The 16,329-nt window shown below is 70.0% G+C and carries 15 protein-coding genes; 1 reads left to right on the top strand and 14 read right to left on the bottom strand.

The window, feature by feature from the left end; translation table 11 throughout:
- The first annotated feature begins 16 nt into the window (after positions 1-16).
- Positions 17-1,159, top strand: coding sequence for an FMN-dependent L-lactate dehydrogenase LldD (gene lldD, locus AC1ROD_RS05710; RefSeq protein ID WP_492947281.1), 1,143 nt, complete (start codon positions 17-19; stop codon positions 1,157-1,159).
- A gap of 9 nt (positions 1,160-1,168) precedes the next feature.
- Here the strand turns inward: lldD and AC1ROD_RS05705 are convergent, their stop codons facing one another.
- The 14 genes from AC1ROD_RS05705 to AC1ROD_RS05640 form a co-directional block, all read right to left on the bottom strand.
- Positions 1,169-1,858: a response regulator gene (locus AC1ROD_RS05705; protein ID WP_492947280.1), complete on the bottom strand. Its 690-nt coding sequence runs from the start codon at positions 1,856-1,858 to the stop codon at positions 1,169-1,171.
- Positions 1,859-1,868: 10 nt separating this feature from the next.
- On the bottom strand, positions 1,869-4,478 hold the full coding sequence (locus AC1ROD_RS05700) for a DUF4118 domain-containing protein (RefSeq protein WP_492947279.1): 2,610 nt from the start codon (positions 4,476-4,478) through the stop codon (positions 1,869-1,871).
- 76 nt (positions 4,479-4,554) lie between these two features.
- Positions 4,555-5,130 carry a potassium-transporting ATPase subunit KdpC gene (gene kdpC / locus AC1ROD_RS05695; RefSeq protein ID WP_492947278.1) on the bottom strand — a complete coding sequence of 192 codons (576 nt, stop codon included), beginning with the start codon at positions 5,128-5,130 and terminating at the stop codon, positions 4,555-4,557.
- Between the two features lie 10 nt (positions 5,131-5,140).
- On the bottom strand, positions 5,141-5,842 hold the full coding sequence (locus AC1ROD_RS05690; RefSeq protein ID WP_492947277.1) for a TorF family putative porin: 702 nt from the start codon (positions 5,840-5,842) through the stop codon (positions 5,141-5,143).
- Positions 5,842-6,006: a hypothetical protein gene (locus AC1ROD_RS05685; protein WP_492947276.1), complete on the bottom strand. Its 165-nt coding sequence runs from the start codon at positions 6,004-6,006 to the stop codon at positions 5,842-5,844. Before AC1ROD_RS05685 ends, AC1ROD_RS05690 begins: the two co-directional genes overlap by 1 nt.
- A gap of 11 nt (positions 6,007-6,017) precedes the next feature.
- Positions 6,018-8,081, bottom strand: coding sequence for a potassium-transporting ATPase subunit KdpB (kdpB, locus tag AC1ROD_RS05680; RefSeq protein WP_492947275.1), 2,064 nt, complete (start codon positions 8,079-8,081; stop codon positions 6,018-6,020).
- Positions 8,082-8,094: 13 nt separating this feature from the next.
- Positions 8,095-9,798, bottom strand: coding sequence for a potassium-transporting ATPase subunit KdpA (gene kdpA / locus AC1ROD_RS05675; protein WP_492947741.1), 1,704 nt, complete (start codon positions 9,796-9,798; stop codon positions 8,095-8,097).
- 16 nt (positions 9,799-9,814) lie between these two features.
- Positions 9,815-9,898: a potassium-transporting ATPase subunit F gene (locus AC1ROD_RS05670; RefSeq protein WP_492947740.1), complete on the bottom strand. Its 84-nt coding sequence runs from the start codon at positions 9,896-9,898 to the stop codon at positions 9,815-9,817.
- A gap of 199 nt (positions 9,899-10,097) precedes the next feature.
- Positions 10,098-11,111, bottom strand: coding sequence for a Rieske 2Fe-2S domain-containing protein (locus AC1ROD_RS05665; RefSeq protein ID WP_492947274.1), 1,014 nt, complete (start codon positions 11,109-11,111; stop codon positions 10,098-10,100).
- Positions 11,108-12,268, bottom strand: a complete 1,161-nt coding sequence (locus AC1ROD_RS05660; RefSeq protein ID WP_492947273.1) for an ATP-grasp domain-containing protein — start codon at positions 12,266-12,268, stop codon at positions 11,108-11,110. The genes AC1ROD_RS05665 and AC1ROD_RS05660 overlap by 4 nt, the downstream gene beginning before the upstream one ends.
- Positions 12,261-13,514 carry a cell division protein FtsA gene (locus tag AC1ROD_RS05655; RefSeq protein WP_492947272.1) on the bottom strand — a complete coding sequence of 418 codons (1,254 nt, stop codon included), beginning with the start codon at positions 13,512-13,514 and terminating at the stop codon, positions 12,261-12,263. The genes AC1ROD_RS05660 and AC1ROD_RS05655 overlap by 8 nt, the downstream gene beginning before the upstream one ends.
- Positions 13,504-14,349: an MBL fold metallo-hydrolase gene (locus AC1ROD_RS05650; RefSeq protein WP_492947271.1), complete on the bottom strand. Its 846-nt coding sequence runs from the start codon at positions 14,347-14,349 to the stop codon at positions 13,504-13,506. The genes AC1ROD_RS05655 and AC1ROD_RS05650 overlap by 11 nt, the downstream gene beginning before the upstream one ends.
- The gene (locus tag AC1ROD_RS05645) at positions 14,346-15,329 is read right to left on the bottom strand and encodes an NAD-dependent epimerase/dehydratase family protein (protein WP_492947270.1); all 984 of its coding nucleotides are present in this window, start codon (positions 15,327-15,329) and stop codon (positions 14,346-14,348) included. The genes AC1ROD_RS05650 and AC1ROD_RS05645 overlap by 4 nt, the downstream gene beginning before the upstream one ends.
- The gene (locus AC1ROD_RS05640; RefSeq protein WP_492947269.1) at positions 15,326-16,324 is read right to left on the bottom strand and encodes a 3-oxoacyl-[acyl-carrier-protein] synthase III C-terminal domain-containing protein; all 999 of its coding nucleotides are present in this window, start codon (positions 16,322-16,324) and stop codon (positions 15,326-15,328) included. Before AC1ROD_RS05640 ends, AC1ROD_RS05645 begins: the two co-directional genes overlap by 4 nt.
- Between the last annotated feature and the right edge of the window lie 5 nt (positions 16,325-16,329).

Raw genomic sequence — 16,329 nt, 5'->3', positions numbered from 1 at the left:
GTCGCGGAGCATTTGAATGATCATCTCGTCGCCCGGCGACTATCGCGAGGCCGCGCGCCGCAAGCTTCCGCCTTTCCTGTTCCAGTACATCGACGGCGGCGCCTATGCGGAGACGACGCTCAGCCACAATGTCGAGGACTGGCACGACGTCCTGCTGCGCCAGCGTGTGCTTCGGGACATGTCGGACCTCAGCCTCGAGACCAGGCTGTTCGACGAGACGCTGAAGCTGCCCATCGTCCTCGCCCCCGTCGGCCTGACCGGCATGTACGCCCGGCGCGGCGACGTCCAGGCGGCGAAGGCGGCGGCCTCGTGCGGCGTGCCCTTCACCATGTCGACCATGTCGATCTGCCCGATCGAGGAGGTCGCCCCCGTCATCGACCGGCCGATGTGGTTCCAGCTCTATGTCCTGCGCGATCGGGGCTTCATGCGCCATGTGCTGGAGCGGGCCAGGGCGGCGGGCGTGAACACCCTGGTCTTCACCGTCGACCTGCCCGTGCCCGGCGCCCGCTACCGCGACGCCCACTCCGGCATGAGCGGCCCCCACGCCGGGATGCGGCGAATGATGCAGGCGTTGACCCATCCGGCCTGGGCCTGGGACGTCGGCCTGCACGGAACGCCACACACCCTCGGCAACATCTCCGCCTACCTGGGCCAGCCGACGGGACTGGCCGATTTCATGGGCTGGATCAGCCAGAATTTCGATCCCTCCATCGCGTGGAAGGATCTGCAGTGGATCCGCGATGTCTGGGACGGGCAGATCGTCATCAAGGGCATCCTCGACCCCGACGACGCGCGTGACGCCATGGCCTTCGGCGCCGACGGCATCGTCGTTTCGAACCATGGCGGACGCCAGCTGGACGGGGTCCTGTCCACGGCCCGGGCCCTGCCGGCCATCGCCGAGGCGGTGAAGGGGGAGATGACGATCCTCATCGATTCCGGCATTCGCAACGGGCTGGACGTGGTGCGGGCCCTGGCCCTCGGCGCCGACGCCGTCATGCTCGGCCGCGCCTTCGTCTACGCCCTCGCGGCGGGAGGAGAGGCGGCCGTCGCCAACCTGCTGGATCTGTTCGAGAAGGAGATGCGGGTCGCCATGACCCTGACCGGCGCCCGAACCATCGCCGACATCGGCCCGGACATTCTGGCCCGCGCGAAGCCCTGAGGGCGCCGTCTATCCCGCCAGCCGATAGCCGACGCCGGGCTCCGTCAGCAGCAGCGTCGGGGTCGCCGGATTGGCTTCCAGCTTGTGCCTGAGCTGCCCCACCACGACCCGCAGATACTGGGTGTCGGAGACATGCGCCCTGCCCCAGACCGCGCTCAGCAGGTCCATATGGGTCACCAGCTTGCCCGCATGCAGCGCCAATTGGGCCAGCACATCGTACTCCTTGGGCGTCAGCCGGACCGGCTCGCCCGCCCGGGTGACCAGCCGCCTCTCCAGATCGATGACGACGTCGCCCGCCGTCACCGGTCCTTTAGGCCGTCCCGCGTCGCCGCTCTGGCGCAGACCCGCGCGCACGCGCGCCAGCAGCTCCCCGACGCCGAAGGGCTTTTCGACATAGTCGTTGGCGCCGAGATCCAGCGCCTCGATCTTCTCGGCCTCCTTGTCGCGCGCCGACAGGATCAGGATCGGACCGGCGTAGAACTCACGCGCGCGCTTCAGCACATCCTTGCCGTCCATGTCGGGCAGGCCGAGGTCGAGCAGGACGGCGTCGGGCGACCACAGGGCGATGGCGCGCAGCCCTTCCTGCCCGCTGTCGGCGCGCCGGGCCTCATAGCCGGCGGCGTCGAGCGCCGGGGTCAGGAAGCGATGGATCTGGGGTTCATCGTCGATGACGAGGATGCGGGGACGGACGGCCGACATGCGCGCAGCCTTACAGCAGGTTCGGGTGGGTCGCGATGGCCTTGGGCAGGCTGATCAGGACCCGCGTCCCCTTGCCGTCGGCGATCGGACTGGCCGCCGCGATCCGCCCGCCGTTGGCCTCGACGAAGCCCCTGGAGATGGCCAGCCCCAGACCTGCGCCCTTGACGCCGCCGGGCGACCGGTCGCTGGGCTGTTCCATGCGGCGGAACTTGTCGAACACCCGTTCGAGCTCCTCGGTCGGAATACCCTTACCCTGATCCTCGATGGAGATGACGACCGAGCCGCGATCCTCATAGGCCGCCAGTTCGATGACCGAACCGTCGGGGCTGTAGGCGATGGCGTTCTCCAGAATGTTGACCACGGCCTGCTCCAGCAGCCCCTGATCGATCATCACCAGACTGAGTTCGGCGGGGAAGTCGCGGGTCAGGACACGGGCCTGCAGCCGCCGCGAGACCCGTTCGGCCGCCGCGTTCAGGACGTCGCGGACATCGGTCCAGTCGGCCTTGATGTTCAGCCCGCCGCCTTCGAGCCGGGTCATGTCCAGAAGGTCGCCGACGTAGCGGTTCAGCCGCTCCGCCTCCTCGCGGATCGAGAGCAGCAGATCGGCGCGGACGGCGGGCTTCAGCGTCTCGCCGAAGTCGATCAGGGTGGTCGCCGAGCCGAGCACGGTCGACAGCGGCGTGCGCAGGTCGTGGCTGACGGAGTTCATCAGGGCGCCGCGGAAGCGGTCGGCGCGGCGCAGGGTCTCGGTTTCCAGCGCCTGTCCGGCCAGTTCGGCGCGCTCGATGGCGACCGCGCCCTGATCCAGCAGGGCCAGGGCCAGCCGTTCCTCGTCCGATCCGGGCGCCAGGGCCTCGGCCTCGATGCCCGCCACGCCCGAGCGGCCGCGCACGCCCTGCAACGGCCGGAAGGTCCAGCTGGATTGCGGCAGGGTGCCGGTCCCGAACCCTGCCGCCTCGCCATGCTCCCAGGCCCAGCGGGCTGCGGCCATGGGGGCGGCGCCGAGCGTCGGCGTCTCGGGCGCGCCCGCCGCGATGGTCAGGTCCTCGCCGTCCGGCAGCAGCACCACGGCCCGCGCGCCCGCGGCCTCGGCGGTCTGTTCGGCCAGGATGCGGGCGGTCTGGACCCGGTCGTCGGCGGCGGCCAGGGCCTGGCTGGCGCCCAACAGGGCCGAGACCGCGGAGGCCCGGCGCTGGGTCCGCTTCGCCTGCTCCCTCACCCGCCCGGCCAGGGCTCCGGTCAGCAGGGCCACCCCCCAGAAGACCACCAGCGTCAGCACGTCCGTCGGTGAGCCGATGACGAAGCTGTAGCGCGGATGCAGGAACAGGAAGTTGTAGATCAGGAAGGCCGCCGTCGCCGCCGCCAGAGCGGGCCTCATTCCGTAGAGCGCGCCCGCCGCGACCACCGCCGACAGATAGATGACGCCCAGATCCACGCGCTCGAACTTGTAGTCCAGCGTCAGGGCGACGGCGGTGGCCACTGCGACGAAGATCGCGCTGGCGAGATAGCCCTTCGCCTGAAGCATCAGACTGCGCGCCGTGACGGGACGCGGCGCCGCCCTCGCGGGGGCGGCCTCGGCCGGAGCATTGTCGGTGACGATATGGATCGCCGCCCCCTTCGCCGAGCGCAGCAGCTCCGCCGCCAGCGACCGGCCCAGCAGGTCGCGCAGGCGGCTGTCACGCCCTTTGCCCAGCACGATCTGGGTCACATGGTTGCGCTGGACATGGTCCATGACGGCGCGAACCACATCCTCGCCGCTCAGCGTCACGGTGCGGGCGCCGAGCTGCTCGGCCAGTTTCAGCGCCTCGTTCAACCGGGCGTCGGCCTCGGCCGAACGGGCCGCGCGGTCGACCGTCGCCACGGTCCAGGGCGCGTCCATCATCATGTCGGACAACCGCCGCCCAGTCCGCACCAGCGACGCCGCCATGGCGTCCCCGCCGACCAGAACCAGAATGCGTTCGGCGACCGCCCACGGCCCGGGCGCGCCCTGCTCGCGCAGGTGCGACAGAAGCTGGTCGTCCACGGTCTGGGCCGCGCGGCGCAGGGCCAGTTCGCGCAGGGCCGTCAAATTCTCGACCTTGAAGAAATTCTCGGCCGCCAGACGCGCGGTCTCGGGCACATAGACCTTGCCGTCGGTCAGCCGCTTGCGCAGCTCGTCGGGGGTGATGTCCACCACCTCGATGTCGTCGGCGCGGCTCAGGGCGCTGTCGGGCACGGCCTCGCGCTGGCGCACCCCGGTGATCCTGAGAACCACATCGGACAGGCTCTCCAGATGCTGGACGTTCAGCGTCGTCCAGACGTCGATCCCGGCCTTGAGGATCTCCTCCACGTCCTGCCACCGCTTGGGATGGCGCGAGCCGGGCGCATTGGAGTGGGCGTATTCGTCGACCAGCAGCAGCTCGGGGCGGCGCGTGATGGCCCCGTCGATGTCGAACTCCAGCAGGGTTCGGCCTTTGTAGTCCAGCGGATTGCGCGCCATGACCTCCAGCCCGCGCAGCAGGCTCTCGGTCTCCTTGCGCCCGTGGGTCTCGACCACCCCCACCACGACGTCGCCCCCCTCGGCCTTTCGGCGGCGGGCGGCGCGCAGCATCTCATAGGTCTTGCCCACCCCCGGCGACATGCCGAGGAAAACCTTCAGCCGCCCCCGTTTCCGGGAGGCGGCTTTCAGCGAAGGCTCGGGTGCAGACTCCGCCAAATCAATTGGCCGGGAAACGGGCGTCGAGCGCGCGGTTGGCCATCAGGACATTGACACGCGGCTGGCCGATGAAGCCGAGCAAGGCGCCCTTGGTGTTCTGGTCGATCACGCTCTGGACCTCGGCTGCGGGCACGCCCCGGGCGGTCGCGATGCGCGCCGCCTGAAGCCGAGCGTAGGCCGGAGATATGTCCGGGTCGAGACCCGAGGCCGAGGCGGTGACGGCGTCGGCGGGGACCGACGTCGCGCCGTCTTCCGTGCGGATCGTGTCGGCCTCGGTCTTCACCCGCATGGCCAGATCGGTGTTGAGCGGACCGAGGTTGGAGCCGGACGACGACTGGGCGTTATAGCCGTCGCCCGCCGCCGACGGACGCGGATGCAGATAGCGGGGCTCGGCGAAGGGCTGGCCGATCAGGGACGAACCCTGGATCGTGCCCGAGGCGTCGCGAACGAGGCTGCCGTTCGCCTGGGCCGGAAAGACCCCTTGCGCGAAACCGGTCACGGCCAGCGGATAGGCGAGGCCCAGAACCAGGGTGAAGAGCGCCATCATCACAATGGCGGGACGGATTTGGTTGACCATCTTCGGTCTCCTAGAAGGTCGCCTTCAGCGAGGCCACGGCGCGGGCGCCGTAGATGTCGCCGAAGTCGTGTTCGTCGGTGTCGTGGTAGCGGACGTCGACCGCGAGGTGCGGGGTCAGCTGGTAGGCCGCGCCGAGGTTCCAGGTCGTGTAGTCGAAGTCCGAGGACACGAACTGACGGCCGACCGCGCCGGAAATCGTCCACTTGTCGGCGGGCGAGATCGCGGCATTGGCCTCGACATAGGTCGCCTCGTCCTCGGACGCGCCGAAGAAGTCGGGCGACCAATAGACGGCGGCGCCGAGCGTCGCCGGGCCGACCGGCCGGGACGCCGCCAGCTTCAGCTCGGCGTAGTCGTAGTCGGCACCGTCGGGCTGGTTCGTGTAGAGATAGCCGACCACCCCGATGTCGAGGTTCCAGCCCGCGACCTCGGGTCGGATGCCGCCGTAGAGGTCGACCTCGGCGTTTGTATCGCCATCGCCGAAGTCGACGTTGGAGGCCCAGGTCCCGGCGTAGAAGGAGCCGGCGGTCAGGTCGATGCCGGCCGAGAGGGCCGGATCTTCCTGGGTCTGGCTGACACCGCGGAATACATAGTCCGAGGTTCCGGCGACGTTGAAGCTCCATTGCGGGGCCGTGGCGTCCTGGGCCTGGGCGGCCCCGGTGAGCGCGAGGGGAGCGACGGCCGAGGCCAGCAGCAGTTTGAGAGAGGTGTTCATCAGGCTTGTTCTTTCAGTGCGGACGCCGGGACGGGGCCGGGACGTTCGGGAGCGTGGGAGCGGTCGGCGTGGGCCAGCAGGCTGACGACCACGACGGCGGCGATGACGAAGAGGGCGAACCAGACGTCGTTCTTTCCGGCGGCCTTGAAGGTGTTGCGGGGCATGGGGATCGCTCTCACGCCAGACCCAGACCGGTGATGATCAGGTCGATGGCCTTGATGCCGACGAAGGGCGCCACCAGACCACCGAGGCCGTAGATCAGCAGGTTGCGACCCAGCAGTTTGCCGGCCCCGACCGCCCGATACTTCACACCGCGCAGGGCGAGAGGGATCAGGGCCACGATGACCAGGGCGTTGAAGATCACCGCCGACAGGATGGCGCTCTCAGGGCTCCCCAGACGCATCACGTTCAGCGCACCCAACGCCGGCAGGGCGACCACGAACATCGCCGGGATGATGGCGAAATACTTGGCCACGTCGTTGGCGATGCTGAACGTCGTCAGCGCGCCGCGGGTGATCAGCAGCTGTTTGCCGACCTCGACGATCTCGATGACCTTGGTCGGGTCGCTGTCGAGATCGACCATGTTGCCGGCCTCGCGCGCGGCTTGGGCGCCGGTCTGCATGGCGACGCCGACATCGGCCTGGGCCAGAGCGGGGGCGTCGTTGGCGCCGTCGCCGCACATTGCGACCAGACGGCCCCTGGCCTGTTCGGCCTTGATGAGGCGCATCTTGTCCTCGGGGGTGGCCTCGGCGAGGTAGTCGTCGACCCCGGCCTCCGAGGCGATCGCCGCCGCCGTGACCGGGTTGTCGCCGGTGATCATGACGGTGCGCAGCCCCATGGCGCGGAGCTCGGCGAAGCGGGTCTTCACACCCGGCTTGACCACGTCCTTCAGGTGGATGACGCCGACCAGGACGTTGTTCTCGGTCACCGCCAGAGGCGTGCCGCCCGAGCGGGCGATCCGGTCCACGGCGGCGCGGAACTCGGCCGGGGTCGCGGCCTCGGTCAGGTTCAGCGACTTCAGGACGGCGTCGACCGCCCCCTTGCGCCACGACGATCCGCCGCTCTCCAGACCCGACTGGCGGGTCACGGCGGTGAAGGGGATGACCTTGGCGCCGGCGGGCGCCTCGGCGGTGATCCCGGCGTTGCGGCCCAGTTCGACGATCGAGCGGCCTTCCGGCGTCTCATCGGCGAGGGAGGCGGTCACGGCGGCGCGCAGGGCGGCTTCGGGACGCACGCCCGGGACCGGGATGACTTCGGTCGCCATGCGGTTGCCGAAGGTGATGGTGCCGGTCTTGTCGAGCAGCAGGGTGTCGACGTCGCCTGCCGCCTCCACCGCACGGCCCGAGGTGGCCAGGACGTTCACCTTCAGCAACCGGTCCATGCCGGCGATGCCGACGGCGGACAGCAGCCCCCCGATCGTCGTCGGGATCAGGGTGATGAACAGGGCGCCGAGCACGATCGGATCCAGCTTGACGCCCGAATAGGCGCCCAGACCCAGCAGGGTCACGACCGCGATCAGGAAGACCAGGGTCAGGCCGGCCAGAAGGACCGACAGGGCCAGTTCGTTCGGCGTTTTCCGGCGGTCCGCGCCCTCGACCATGGCGATCATGCGGTCGAGGAAAGTCGAGCCGGGGGCCGAGGTGATGCGCACCTTGATCCAGTCGGAGACGACCGTGGTGCCGCCGGTGACGGCCGAGCGGTCGCCGCCGCTCTCACGGATGACCGGGGCGCTCTCGCCGGTGATGGCGGCCTCGTTGACCGAGGCGACGCCCTCGATGATCTCGCCGTCGGACGGGATCACATCGCCGGCCTCGACCAGGACGATGGCGCCGATGGTCAGGTCGCCGGCCGGGGTCTCGGACACCTTGCCGGTGGCCGGGTCGATCAGTTTGGCGGGCGTCGTGACGCGGGTGGCGCGCAGGGAGTCGGCGGCGGCCTTGCCCCGGCCCTCGGCGACGCTTTCGGCGACATTGGCGAACAGGACCGTGGCCCAGAGCCACAGCGCCAGTTGGACGGCGAAGCTCGCCGAGTGACCGCCGGCGACCGCCCCCGCCGCCGAGACCGTCGCCAGCAGGGCGACGATCCAGGTGACGAAGATGACCGGGTTCCGGAGCAGGTGTTTGGGGTTCAGCTTGACGACGGCGTCCTTGAGAGCGCGGCCCAGCATGGCGCCGGACAGACCGCCCGCGAGGGGAGCGTGTTTCGGCTCGCCGACGTGTTCGGGATTGGCGAAGATCATTTCAGGTGTCCAATCAATGGAGCCCGCCAAGCATCTGGAAGTGCTCGACGATGGGTCCGAGGGCGAGGGCCGGGAAGAACTGCAGCCCGCCCAGGATGAGGATGACGCCGATCAGCAGGCCGACGAACTGCAGGCCGTCGGTCGGCAGGGTGCCGGCGCTGGGCGCGAGCTTGGGCTTGACCACCAGGGCGCCGGCGATGGCGAGGACCGCGACGGCCGGAACGAACCGTCCCATCAGCATCCCGATCCCCAGCGTCGTGTTCCACCAGGGGGCGTTGGCGGTCAGGCCCGCGAAGGCCGAGCCGTTGTTCGCCGCCGCCGAGGTGTAAGCGTAGAGCATCTCCGACAGGCCGTGCGGCCCGCTGTTGAGAAGCCCCTTCAGCGCCTCGGGCAGGACCGCCGCGATCGCCGTGAAGCCGAGAATGGCGAGCGGCAGAACCAGCACCGCGATCATGGCGAACTGGATCTCGCGCGCCTCGATCTTCTTGCCGAGATATTCGGGCGTGCGGCCGACCATCAGACCGGCGACAAAGACCGCCAGCATGGCCATGACGACCATGATCGCGATGCCCGAGCCGATCCCGCCGGGCAGGATCTCGCCCAGTTGCATCAGGAGCATCTGCAGCCCCCCCGACAGCGGCATGAAGCTGCCGTGCATGGCGTTGACCGAGCCGTTGGATGCGCCGGTAGTGGGGCCGGCCCAGGCGACCGAGGACGGCACGCCGAGACGGACCTCCTTGCCTTCCATGTTGAGCGGCTGCTCGATCCCGGCGGCGACGAGGGCGGGCGCGGCCTGGGTTTCGGCGACGTACATCCCGGCGGTGCAGGTCGCCAGCAGGACGAAGGCGGCGGCGACGAGGGCGCGGATGTCCTTCTTCGCCAGAACGCTGCGGCCGAAGGCGAAGAAGGCGGCCCAGCCGAGGACGTTGATCGAAACGGACTCGATCAGATTGGTCAGCGGCGACGGGTTCTCGAACGGATGGGCGGAGTTGGCGTTGAAGATGCCGCCCCCGTTGATGCCCAGCTGTTTGATCGCCTCCTGGCTGGCGGCCGGGAACAGGGCCAGGGTCTGCGACCCGCCTTCAAGGCCGGTCGCGGAGGCCGAGGCGGCCAGGCTCTGCACCACGCCCAGACCGACCAGCACCATGGCCAGAACGATCGACAGCGGCAGCAGCAGATAGAGGGTCGTGCGCGTCAGGTCGGCCCAGAAGTTTCCGACCCCCTCGCCGCGATTGGCGATAAAGGCGCGCGCCAGGGCGGCCGCGATGGTTGCGCCGGTGGCGGCGGACAGAAAGTTCTGGGTCGTGAAGCCGACCATCTGGCTCAGCGTCGAGGCGGTGCTTTCACCGCCGTAGGATTGCCAGTTGGTGTTGGTGACGAAGCTGACGGCGGTGTTGAAGGCCAGATGCGGCGACATGCCAGCGAAGCCTTGCGGGTTCAGCGGCAGGACGTTTTGCAGACGCAGCTGGGCGTAAAGCAGGAAGAAGCCGACCGCGTTGAACACGATCAGGGCCATGGCGTATCCCACCCAGCCTTGGCTGCGGTTCGGGTCGACGCCCGACGCCTTGTAGAACAGGCCCTCGACCGGCCGCAGCACGGGGTCGAGCCAGGTGCGCTCGCCGTTCCAGACGCGCGAAAGATAGATTCCGATCGGCCAGGCGAAGGCGACGGAAAGTGAAAGGGTCAGGGCGATCTCCGCCCATCCTTGAACAGTCATCATGACGGCGGCTCCTTCAGAACCGCTCGGGCCGCAGCAGGGCCGCGACCATATAGACGGCGACCACGACGGCGCCGACGCCCCAGAGAATGGCGATCATCAGCCGATCCTCTTCAGGGCATGGGCGAGAGCGGCGAAGGCGACAAACGCCCCGCCGCCCAACGCGAGAAACAACAGATCGGCCATTCGGCGCCTCCAACTCGGTTCGAGCGGAGGTAGAGACCCTGGGGCCGTAAGCGCGCCATTCGGATTTCGGCGCCCGGCATAAGGGCGGCGTAAGGACTGCCCGCGTTCAGTCGCTAAAGGGTGTGGTCGAACGGGCCTTCCACGCCCGGCTCCAGGGTCTGTCCCTGATAGAGTTGCGCCACGCGGGCGCCCAGCAGGTCGCCCGGTCCCTGAAGGAAGCGCGGTCCACCGAAGCTCTCGATCCCGTCCAGCTGCCGCGCCAGGGCCCGGCGGTCCTGGGCCACGACCGGATTGAGGAACAGCCGAATCGCCTGCTCCTTCAGCCAGGCGGGACCGCGCCCCTTCGGCGTGGTGAACCGGGCGAAGGGCCTGAGCGATCCCTCATCGACCGGGGTGAAGAAGGCCGAGACGCACAGGCTCAGCCCCTTGGGCCCTTCCCAGCGCGCCTGAACCGTGGTCGGCGCATAGAGGCGGGTTCGGCTGCGATCCCGCGGCGGCTCCAGCATCCGCGACATCCAGCCCAGATCCGGGACCGGCTGTTCGATCACCTGCTCGATGCCCTGCTGATAGACGTTGGTGCTCAGCTTCACCGGCATCCGCCGCCCGCTGCGCCGGATGATGCCGTCGTGGATGTAGTTGGTGTGGAAGGCGTCCAGCACATTCTCGATTGCGTCCAGCGCCCGGCCGCGCCAAACGCCCTGGGCCCACCAGAAATGGTCGTGGTCCGGATCGCCCCAGACGCCCAGATCCGGCAGGTCGTCCTGACCGGGCTTGAGACGAACAAACACGCCGCCGTTGCGCTCGACCACCGCAACGGGACTGGCGGCCAGACGGGTGTCGTCTCCCGATTTCAGCACGCATCCCGGGACCTCGACGCAGTCTCCGCCCGGGGCGAAGCGCCAGCCGTGGTAGGGGCAGACCAGCCCCCCTTTCCTGACCCGGCCGTCGGACAGGGGAAAGTTGCGATGCGGACAGCGGTCCAGCAGGGCGGCGATCTGTCCGTCCTCGCCCCGGAACAGGACGACCGGCGTTCCGGCGACCTTGCGCGCCAGCGGCTTGGCCCGCACCTCCTTCGACAGGGCGACCAGCTGCCAGCTGCGCGCGATGCTTTCAGGCAGGGGAGTCATTGTGCGCCTCCGGGGCCGTTCCATTCGATGTCGCGGGTCATCGCCTGCTCCAGCGCACAGCCCCGCCGCAGGGCCTCGATAGAATATCCGGCGCTGTCCAGGACCGCGCCCGCCGCGGGGGCCCAGCCGCCGCCCCGGGTGATCACGTCCGGCGCCCCTCGCCGCTCGACCGACCATTCGCGCAGCCGTCCCTGCCGGATCGCCGACGGCAGCCCATAGCGCCACATCGCCGGCCCCAGATGGCCGGGCTCTGATCCCATGACCGGCAGGGTGGTCCCGCCTGTCATGGCCTCGGCCAGACCGGAGCCGCCGCCGAACAGATGGACGCCGCTGGTGGCGCGCGGATTGCACTCGATCAGCCAGGGCCGATCCTCGGCGTCGACGATCAGATCGCAGGCGAACTGGCCCGTCCCGACGACCTCGGCCAAGCGCTCCGCCATGGACAGCAGCCGGGCGCCGATCGCTCCCTCCAGTGGCGTAAAGGCATAGCCGGCGCCGTCGGGCATCCGCCAAGGCGAGCGATAGGCGCTGAAGGCGGTGAGCCGTCCCGCGACCGCCACTGCATAGAAGCAGGCCTCCCGCCCCCGGATCCGGTCCTGCACGACCCACGGCCGCGCCTCGGGCGGATGGATCCGCGACAGGGCCTTGGCCGACGGTCCGACCAGAACCTCGGCGCCGAAACGGGAGTATTCGGCCTTGAACACCTGATCACCCAGATCGCCGGCCGCAGCCGTCAGCTCTGCACGGCTGACGACCCGTCGGGTGGCCGGAACAGGCAGCCCCAGCTCGCCGCACAGATCGGCGAAGCCCGCCTTGGAATGCAGTCGGCCCAGGACCTCGGAGGACGGCGCCAGCAGCGTCCCGAACGGCGCGCCCGCGTCAGCCGCCTGCCTCAGATGAAACACCTCCTCGCACACAGGCACGACCAGATCGGGCTGAAGATCGTCCGTCAGTCGCTTGATATCCCGACGAAACTCGTCCGCCTTCAAGGCCGGGGGCGCATAGAGATGACAGGCTTCCGCCAACCCCGACCACCGCGCCATCAGGCCCGGGCGGCTGTCCGCGAAATGCACGGCGAACCCGGCGGCCCTGAAGCCGCGGGCGATATCCAGCGCCGCGGGCGCACGCGCGCCGGTGATCAACACCCTTTCAGACATCGGACCACCGGACGCGGCGTCGCTTGGGGCCGGATAAGGTCGCCGGGTCGGTCACTCGCAGCGTCGGCACAGGGTCGAGGCCTTCAAGCAGGGTGGCGACGGCCGCCGTGGCGGCGGCGGCCATCCCGGCATCGACCGCGATCACGACCTGCCCCGGCGAGGCGACCACGGACCAGCCCCGTTCCGGCCCCAGGGCCGCGACCATGGCGTCTTCCACCGCGCGCGGCGTGACGACCCGGTCGCCCCAGCGCCACAGGTCCTCTACCCGTCCTTCCACCCCCTTCACGGCCAGCAGGGGCGAGCCGCAGCGGCAGGCCTCGATCGGCTCCAGCAGGTCGTCGAGCAACAGCCGCACCACCGGCTGGCTCGTCCGGCGCAGATCGGTGACGACGGGCCGGAACCGGTTCGTCCCCTCGACGGCCTGCCGTTCGACGATCAGAACGTCCTCGTTCAGGTGCAGCACGCCCAACCGGCAGGGCGCGCCCAGAAAGCCCTCCGTCGCCTGATAGATGGGATCAGGCCGCGCCCCTAGTCGCCCGGCGATCCACGCCCGCTCGTCCTCGCCCATCGGCTCGGCGCCGTAGAACAGCCGCCGCAGGGGCCAGTCCGGCGTTGCTGCGAAACGGCGCGCCAGATCGGCCAGGACGTGGGAGGGCGCGATCAGCACGTGCGGGCGAAAGGCGTCGAGCCGCGCCTTCCGCGCCTCGGGCGAGACGTCCAGACCGATGAACTCGAAGGCGACGCGCCCGGCGCCGCCGACATCCCGATACAGGGCGCTGTCCGCCCTCAGGCACAGGGCGATCCGCCACGCGCGCAGCGGCGCGTCGGCGCCCAGAAGCCGGGCCAGGGCGTGCCCGACATAGGTCGCCCGCTCCGCCGGACTGGCCAGGAACAGGCCGCGCGTTCCGCTCGATCCGGTCGAGAGCCCTGCCGTCAGGCCGCCGGGCAGCAGGCTTTCGCCCCCCGTTTCCGCCGCCTCCGCGGCCGCGCGCGCCGTCCCCTCGTCGAGGCCCAGGGTGTTCCATCGCGCGAAGTCGGCCCTGACCTGCGCCGGGGTCGAGATCGGGAAGTCCTCCAGCGGCCGCCCCGCAAACTCCGCCAGCGCCGGGGTGCGGGCGATCACGCTCTGGAACCGGCGCCAGAGCCGCGCCTGACGGCGTCGAACATCCGCCCGGGACCGCAGCCGCACGGCGGTCAGCCGGGCGTCGAGCCAGGCCCTGGCGATCGCGACGCGATCAACGGCCATCGTCGGCGATCTCCGCGGCCGCTTCGGGACAGTGCGACGGCGTCAGCACCAGATCCGAACGCCGGACCCACAAGCGGTGCAGGTCGTTCAGCGTCCGTCGATAGGTCGTCGTCTCACCCAGAAGGCCCGTCGTCAGCCGTGGCGGCGGCGCATTGTCCCGAACCGCCCCGCGCGACCAGGCCGCGTCCCCGATCAGGAAATGGTCCCGGTCGTCCTCGCCGCGCACCCGGAGACCCCAATGCCCGGGGCAATGGCCGGGCAGAGGGATCGCCAGCATCGACCCGTCGCCGAACAGGTCGACCGCATCCTCGAACGGCGCCATGTCCGGCCCCGGCGAGACCCGGGGCATGTCCTCAAAGAACCGGGCCCGGGCGTCGATGTCCGGCGGCATCAGTCCGTCCAGTATCCCTCGCCTCACCCGCGCCAGCCGCCCGGGCCGCCGTGCATCCTCCAGCCCGGCCCGGGCGCAGAACAGGGTCGCCTGCGGAAAGGCGTGCAGTCCGGCGATATGGTCGCCGTGGAAATGCGAGATGACCACCGCCCGCACGTCCCCGGCCCCGAGCCCGAACGCCTTCAGTTGATCGGCGACAGCGGCGCCCTCCGGCAGATCGACCGGCGTGGCCCAACGATAGAGACGCTCGGGAAAGGCGTTCGTGGCCCTGAAGAAGGCCGGATCGTACCCTGTGTCGAACAGGACCGGCCCCACGGTCGGATGCAGGATCAGCCCCGCCAGCGCCGGAAAGACCGCCGGAGCCCAGCCTGCGCCCTGCCGCGCCATCGCCGCCGGATGGCGACAGGCTCCGGTGTCCAGACCATGCACCCGGCACCGCATCATGCCGCCATATCCGGCGCCAGCCTCAGGGCCGTCTCGACCGGATCATGCTCCGGCGCATAGCCGAGGGTCGTCCGGGCGAGGCTGAGATCAAAGGTCTGGGAATAGGCGAGTGTCGTCAGCGTATAGGGCGTCAGCACTGGTTCGGGCCGTCCCGGCAGGACCTGACAGATCGCCTCGGAGGCCACAGCCGCCGCCCGCATGACCGGCATGGGCGCCGCGACCCGTCGGGCCCGAACGCCCAGCACGCCGCACAGCCGTTCCGCGAGATCCAGCACCCCGACCGGTCGACCGCCCGAAATATTGATCACCCGGCCGCCGACCGTCTCGCGCCTTTGATCGGCCAGCAGGAGCGCGCGGGCGGCGTCGCGCACGTCGGTCAGATCAACCTGGGCCGTCCCGCCACGCAGCACGGGCAGCCTCCCCTTGCGCACCAGCCTCAGAATGCGGGGCAGGACCACGGCGTCGTCCGGCCCGACGAGGGCGCGGGGACGCAGGGCGATCGTCCTGAAGCCCGGTCCGTCGGCCGCCAGCACCCGGGCTTCGGCCAGCTTCTTGGTGCGGGCATAGGCGTTCAAGGGATGGGCCTCGGGCGGACAGGCTTCGGTCAATCCGATCCGGTCGCGAAACGCGGCGTAGACGGAGGGCGAGGAGACGAAGACGAAGGCGTCGCAACCCGCCGCTCCGGCCGCGGCCAGCAGGGCCTCGGTCGCGGTGACATTGATCCGGTGGAACACCGCCTCGTCACCCCAGGGGCTGGACAGGGCGGCCGCGTGGAAGACCGCATCCACGCCGTCGCAGAGCGAGGCCAGATCCATGTGCAACAGATCCCCGGTCACCACCTCGGCGCCCATGGCCTGCAACCGCTGTCCGGCCGCAAGCGATCGCCCCGTCGCCCTGACCGCATAGCCGGCGTCGAGCAGGGCTGCCGTCAGCGCCAGCCCCAGTCCTCCCGTCGCGCCCGTGACCAGCGCCCGCCTCATACCCTCAGAACCATCGCCGCCGCGCTGATCCCCGCCGCCGTTCCGAGCAGCAGGACGGTCTTGCCCGGTTGCAGCCGTCCCAGGGCGTGCGCCTCGGCGAGGACGCTGGGCAGGGAGGCCGCGATCTGATTGCCCCGGTCCGAAAAGATGTCGATGACCCGGTCTGGATCGCCGCCCATCAGCCGCTTCACATGTTCGACGCCCGGTCGGCTGGCCTGATGGCAGACCACCACATCGACGGTTTCGCGCGTTAGCCCCGCCTCCTCCAGCACGCCGCCGATCAGGCGCGGCAGCACCCTGGCCGCGGCCTTGAACACGCCGAAGGCGTCCATGCGGAAGCGCGAACCCTCCAGCAGACCCTCATAGCCGTCTTCGGCCCGGATGCGCGTTCCGCCCGCGCGCAGCACGGCCAGCTCCCGCCCTTCGCCGTAGGTTTCGAACCGCCGGGCCAGGAGGGCCGGCCCCTCCGGGTCCGAGCGCGCCTCGATACAGACCGCCGCGGCCCCGTCGCCGAAGATCGCGGCCGAGGCAGGGGTGTTCCAATCCAGTCCGGCGGAGGCGATGTCGCTGGACACCACCAGGGCCCGGCGGAACCGCCCTGTCGCGATGCCCATGGCCACGACATCCAGCGCCGACAGGAACGACAGGCAGGTCTGGTTGACGTCGAAGGCCCAGATCCCTGACCGACCCAGCCCCAGCTCGTGCTGGATCAGCACCGAGGTCCCCGGGATCGGCTGCTCCATCACGCCGCAGGCGCCGATGAGCACGTCGAACTCCCCCTCGCCCCAGCCCGCGGCCTCCAGCGCCTCGCGCGCCGCGCGCGCGCCCATAACCGATGTGGTCTCTTCCGGCGAGGCCACGCCCCGGCTCGCGATGCCGAACTGGTTCTCGGTCCAGCCCTCGGCCTGGCCGAACCGCGCGTCGAGAGAGGTCGAGGGGCGCCGCGTCTCGGGAAGGCAGACGCCGAACCCGGCGATGGCGAGCGGTGTCGTCATATACG

The sequence above is a fragment of the Brevundimonas sp. GW821-FHT12E07 genome (genome assembly GCF_058807035.1).
The sequence above is the reverse complement of the archived record's forward strand: the minus strand, read 5'-3'. Positions and strand labels throughout refer to the sequence as shown.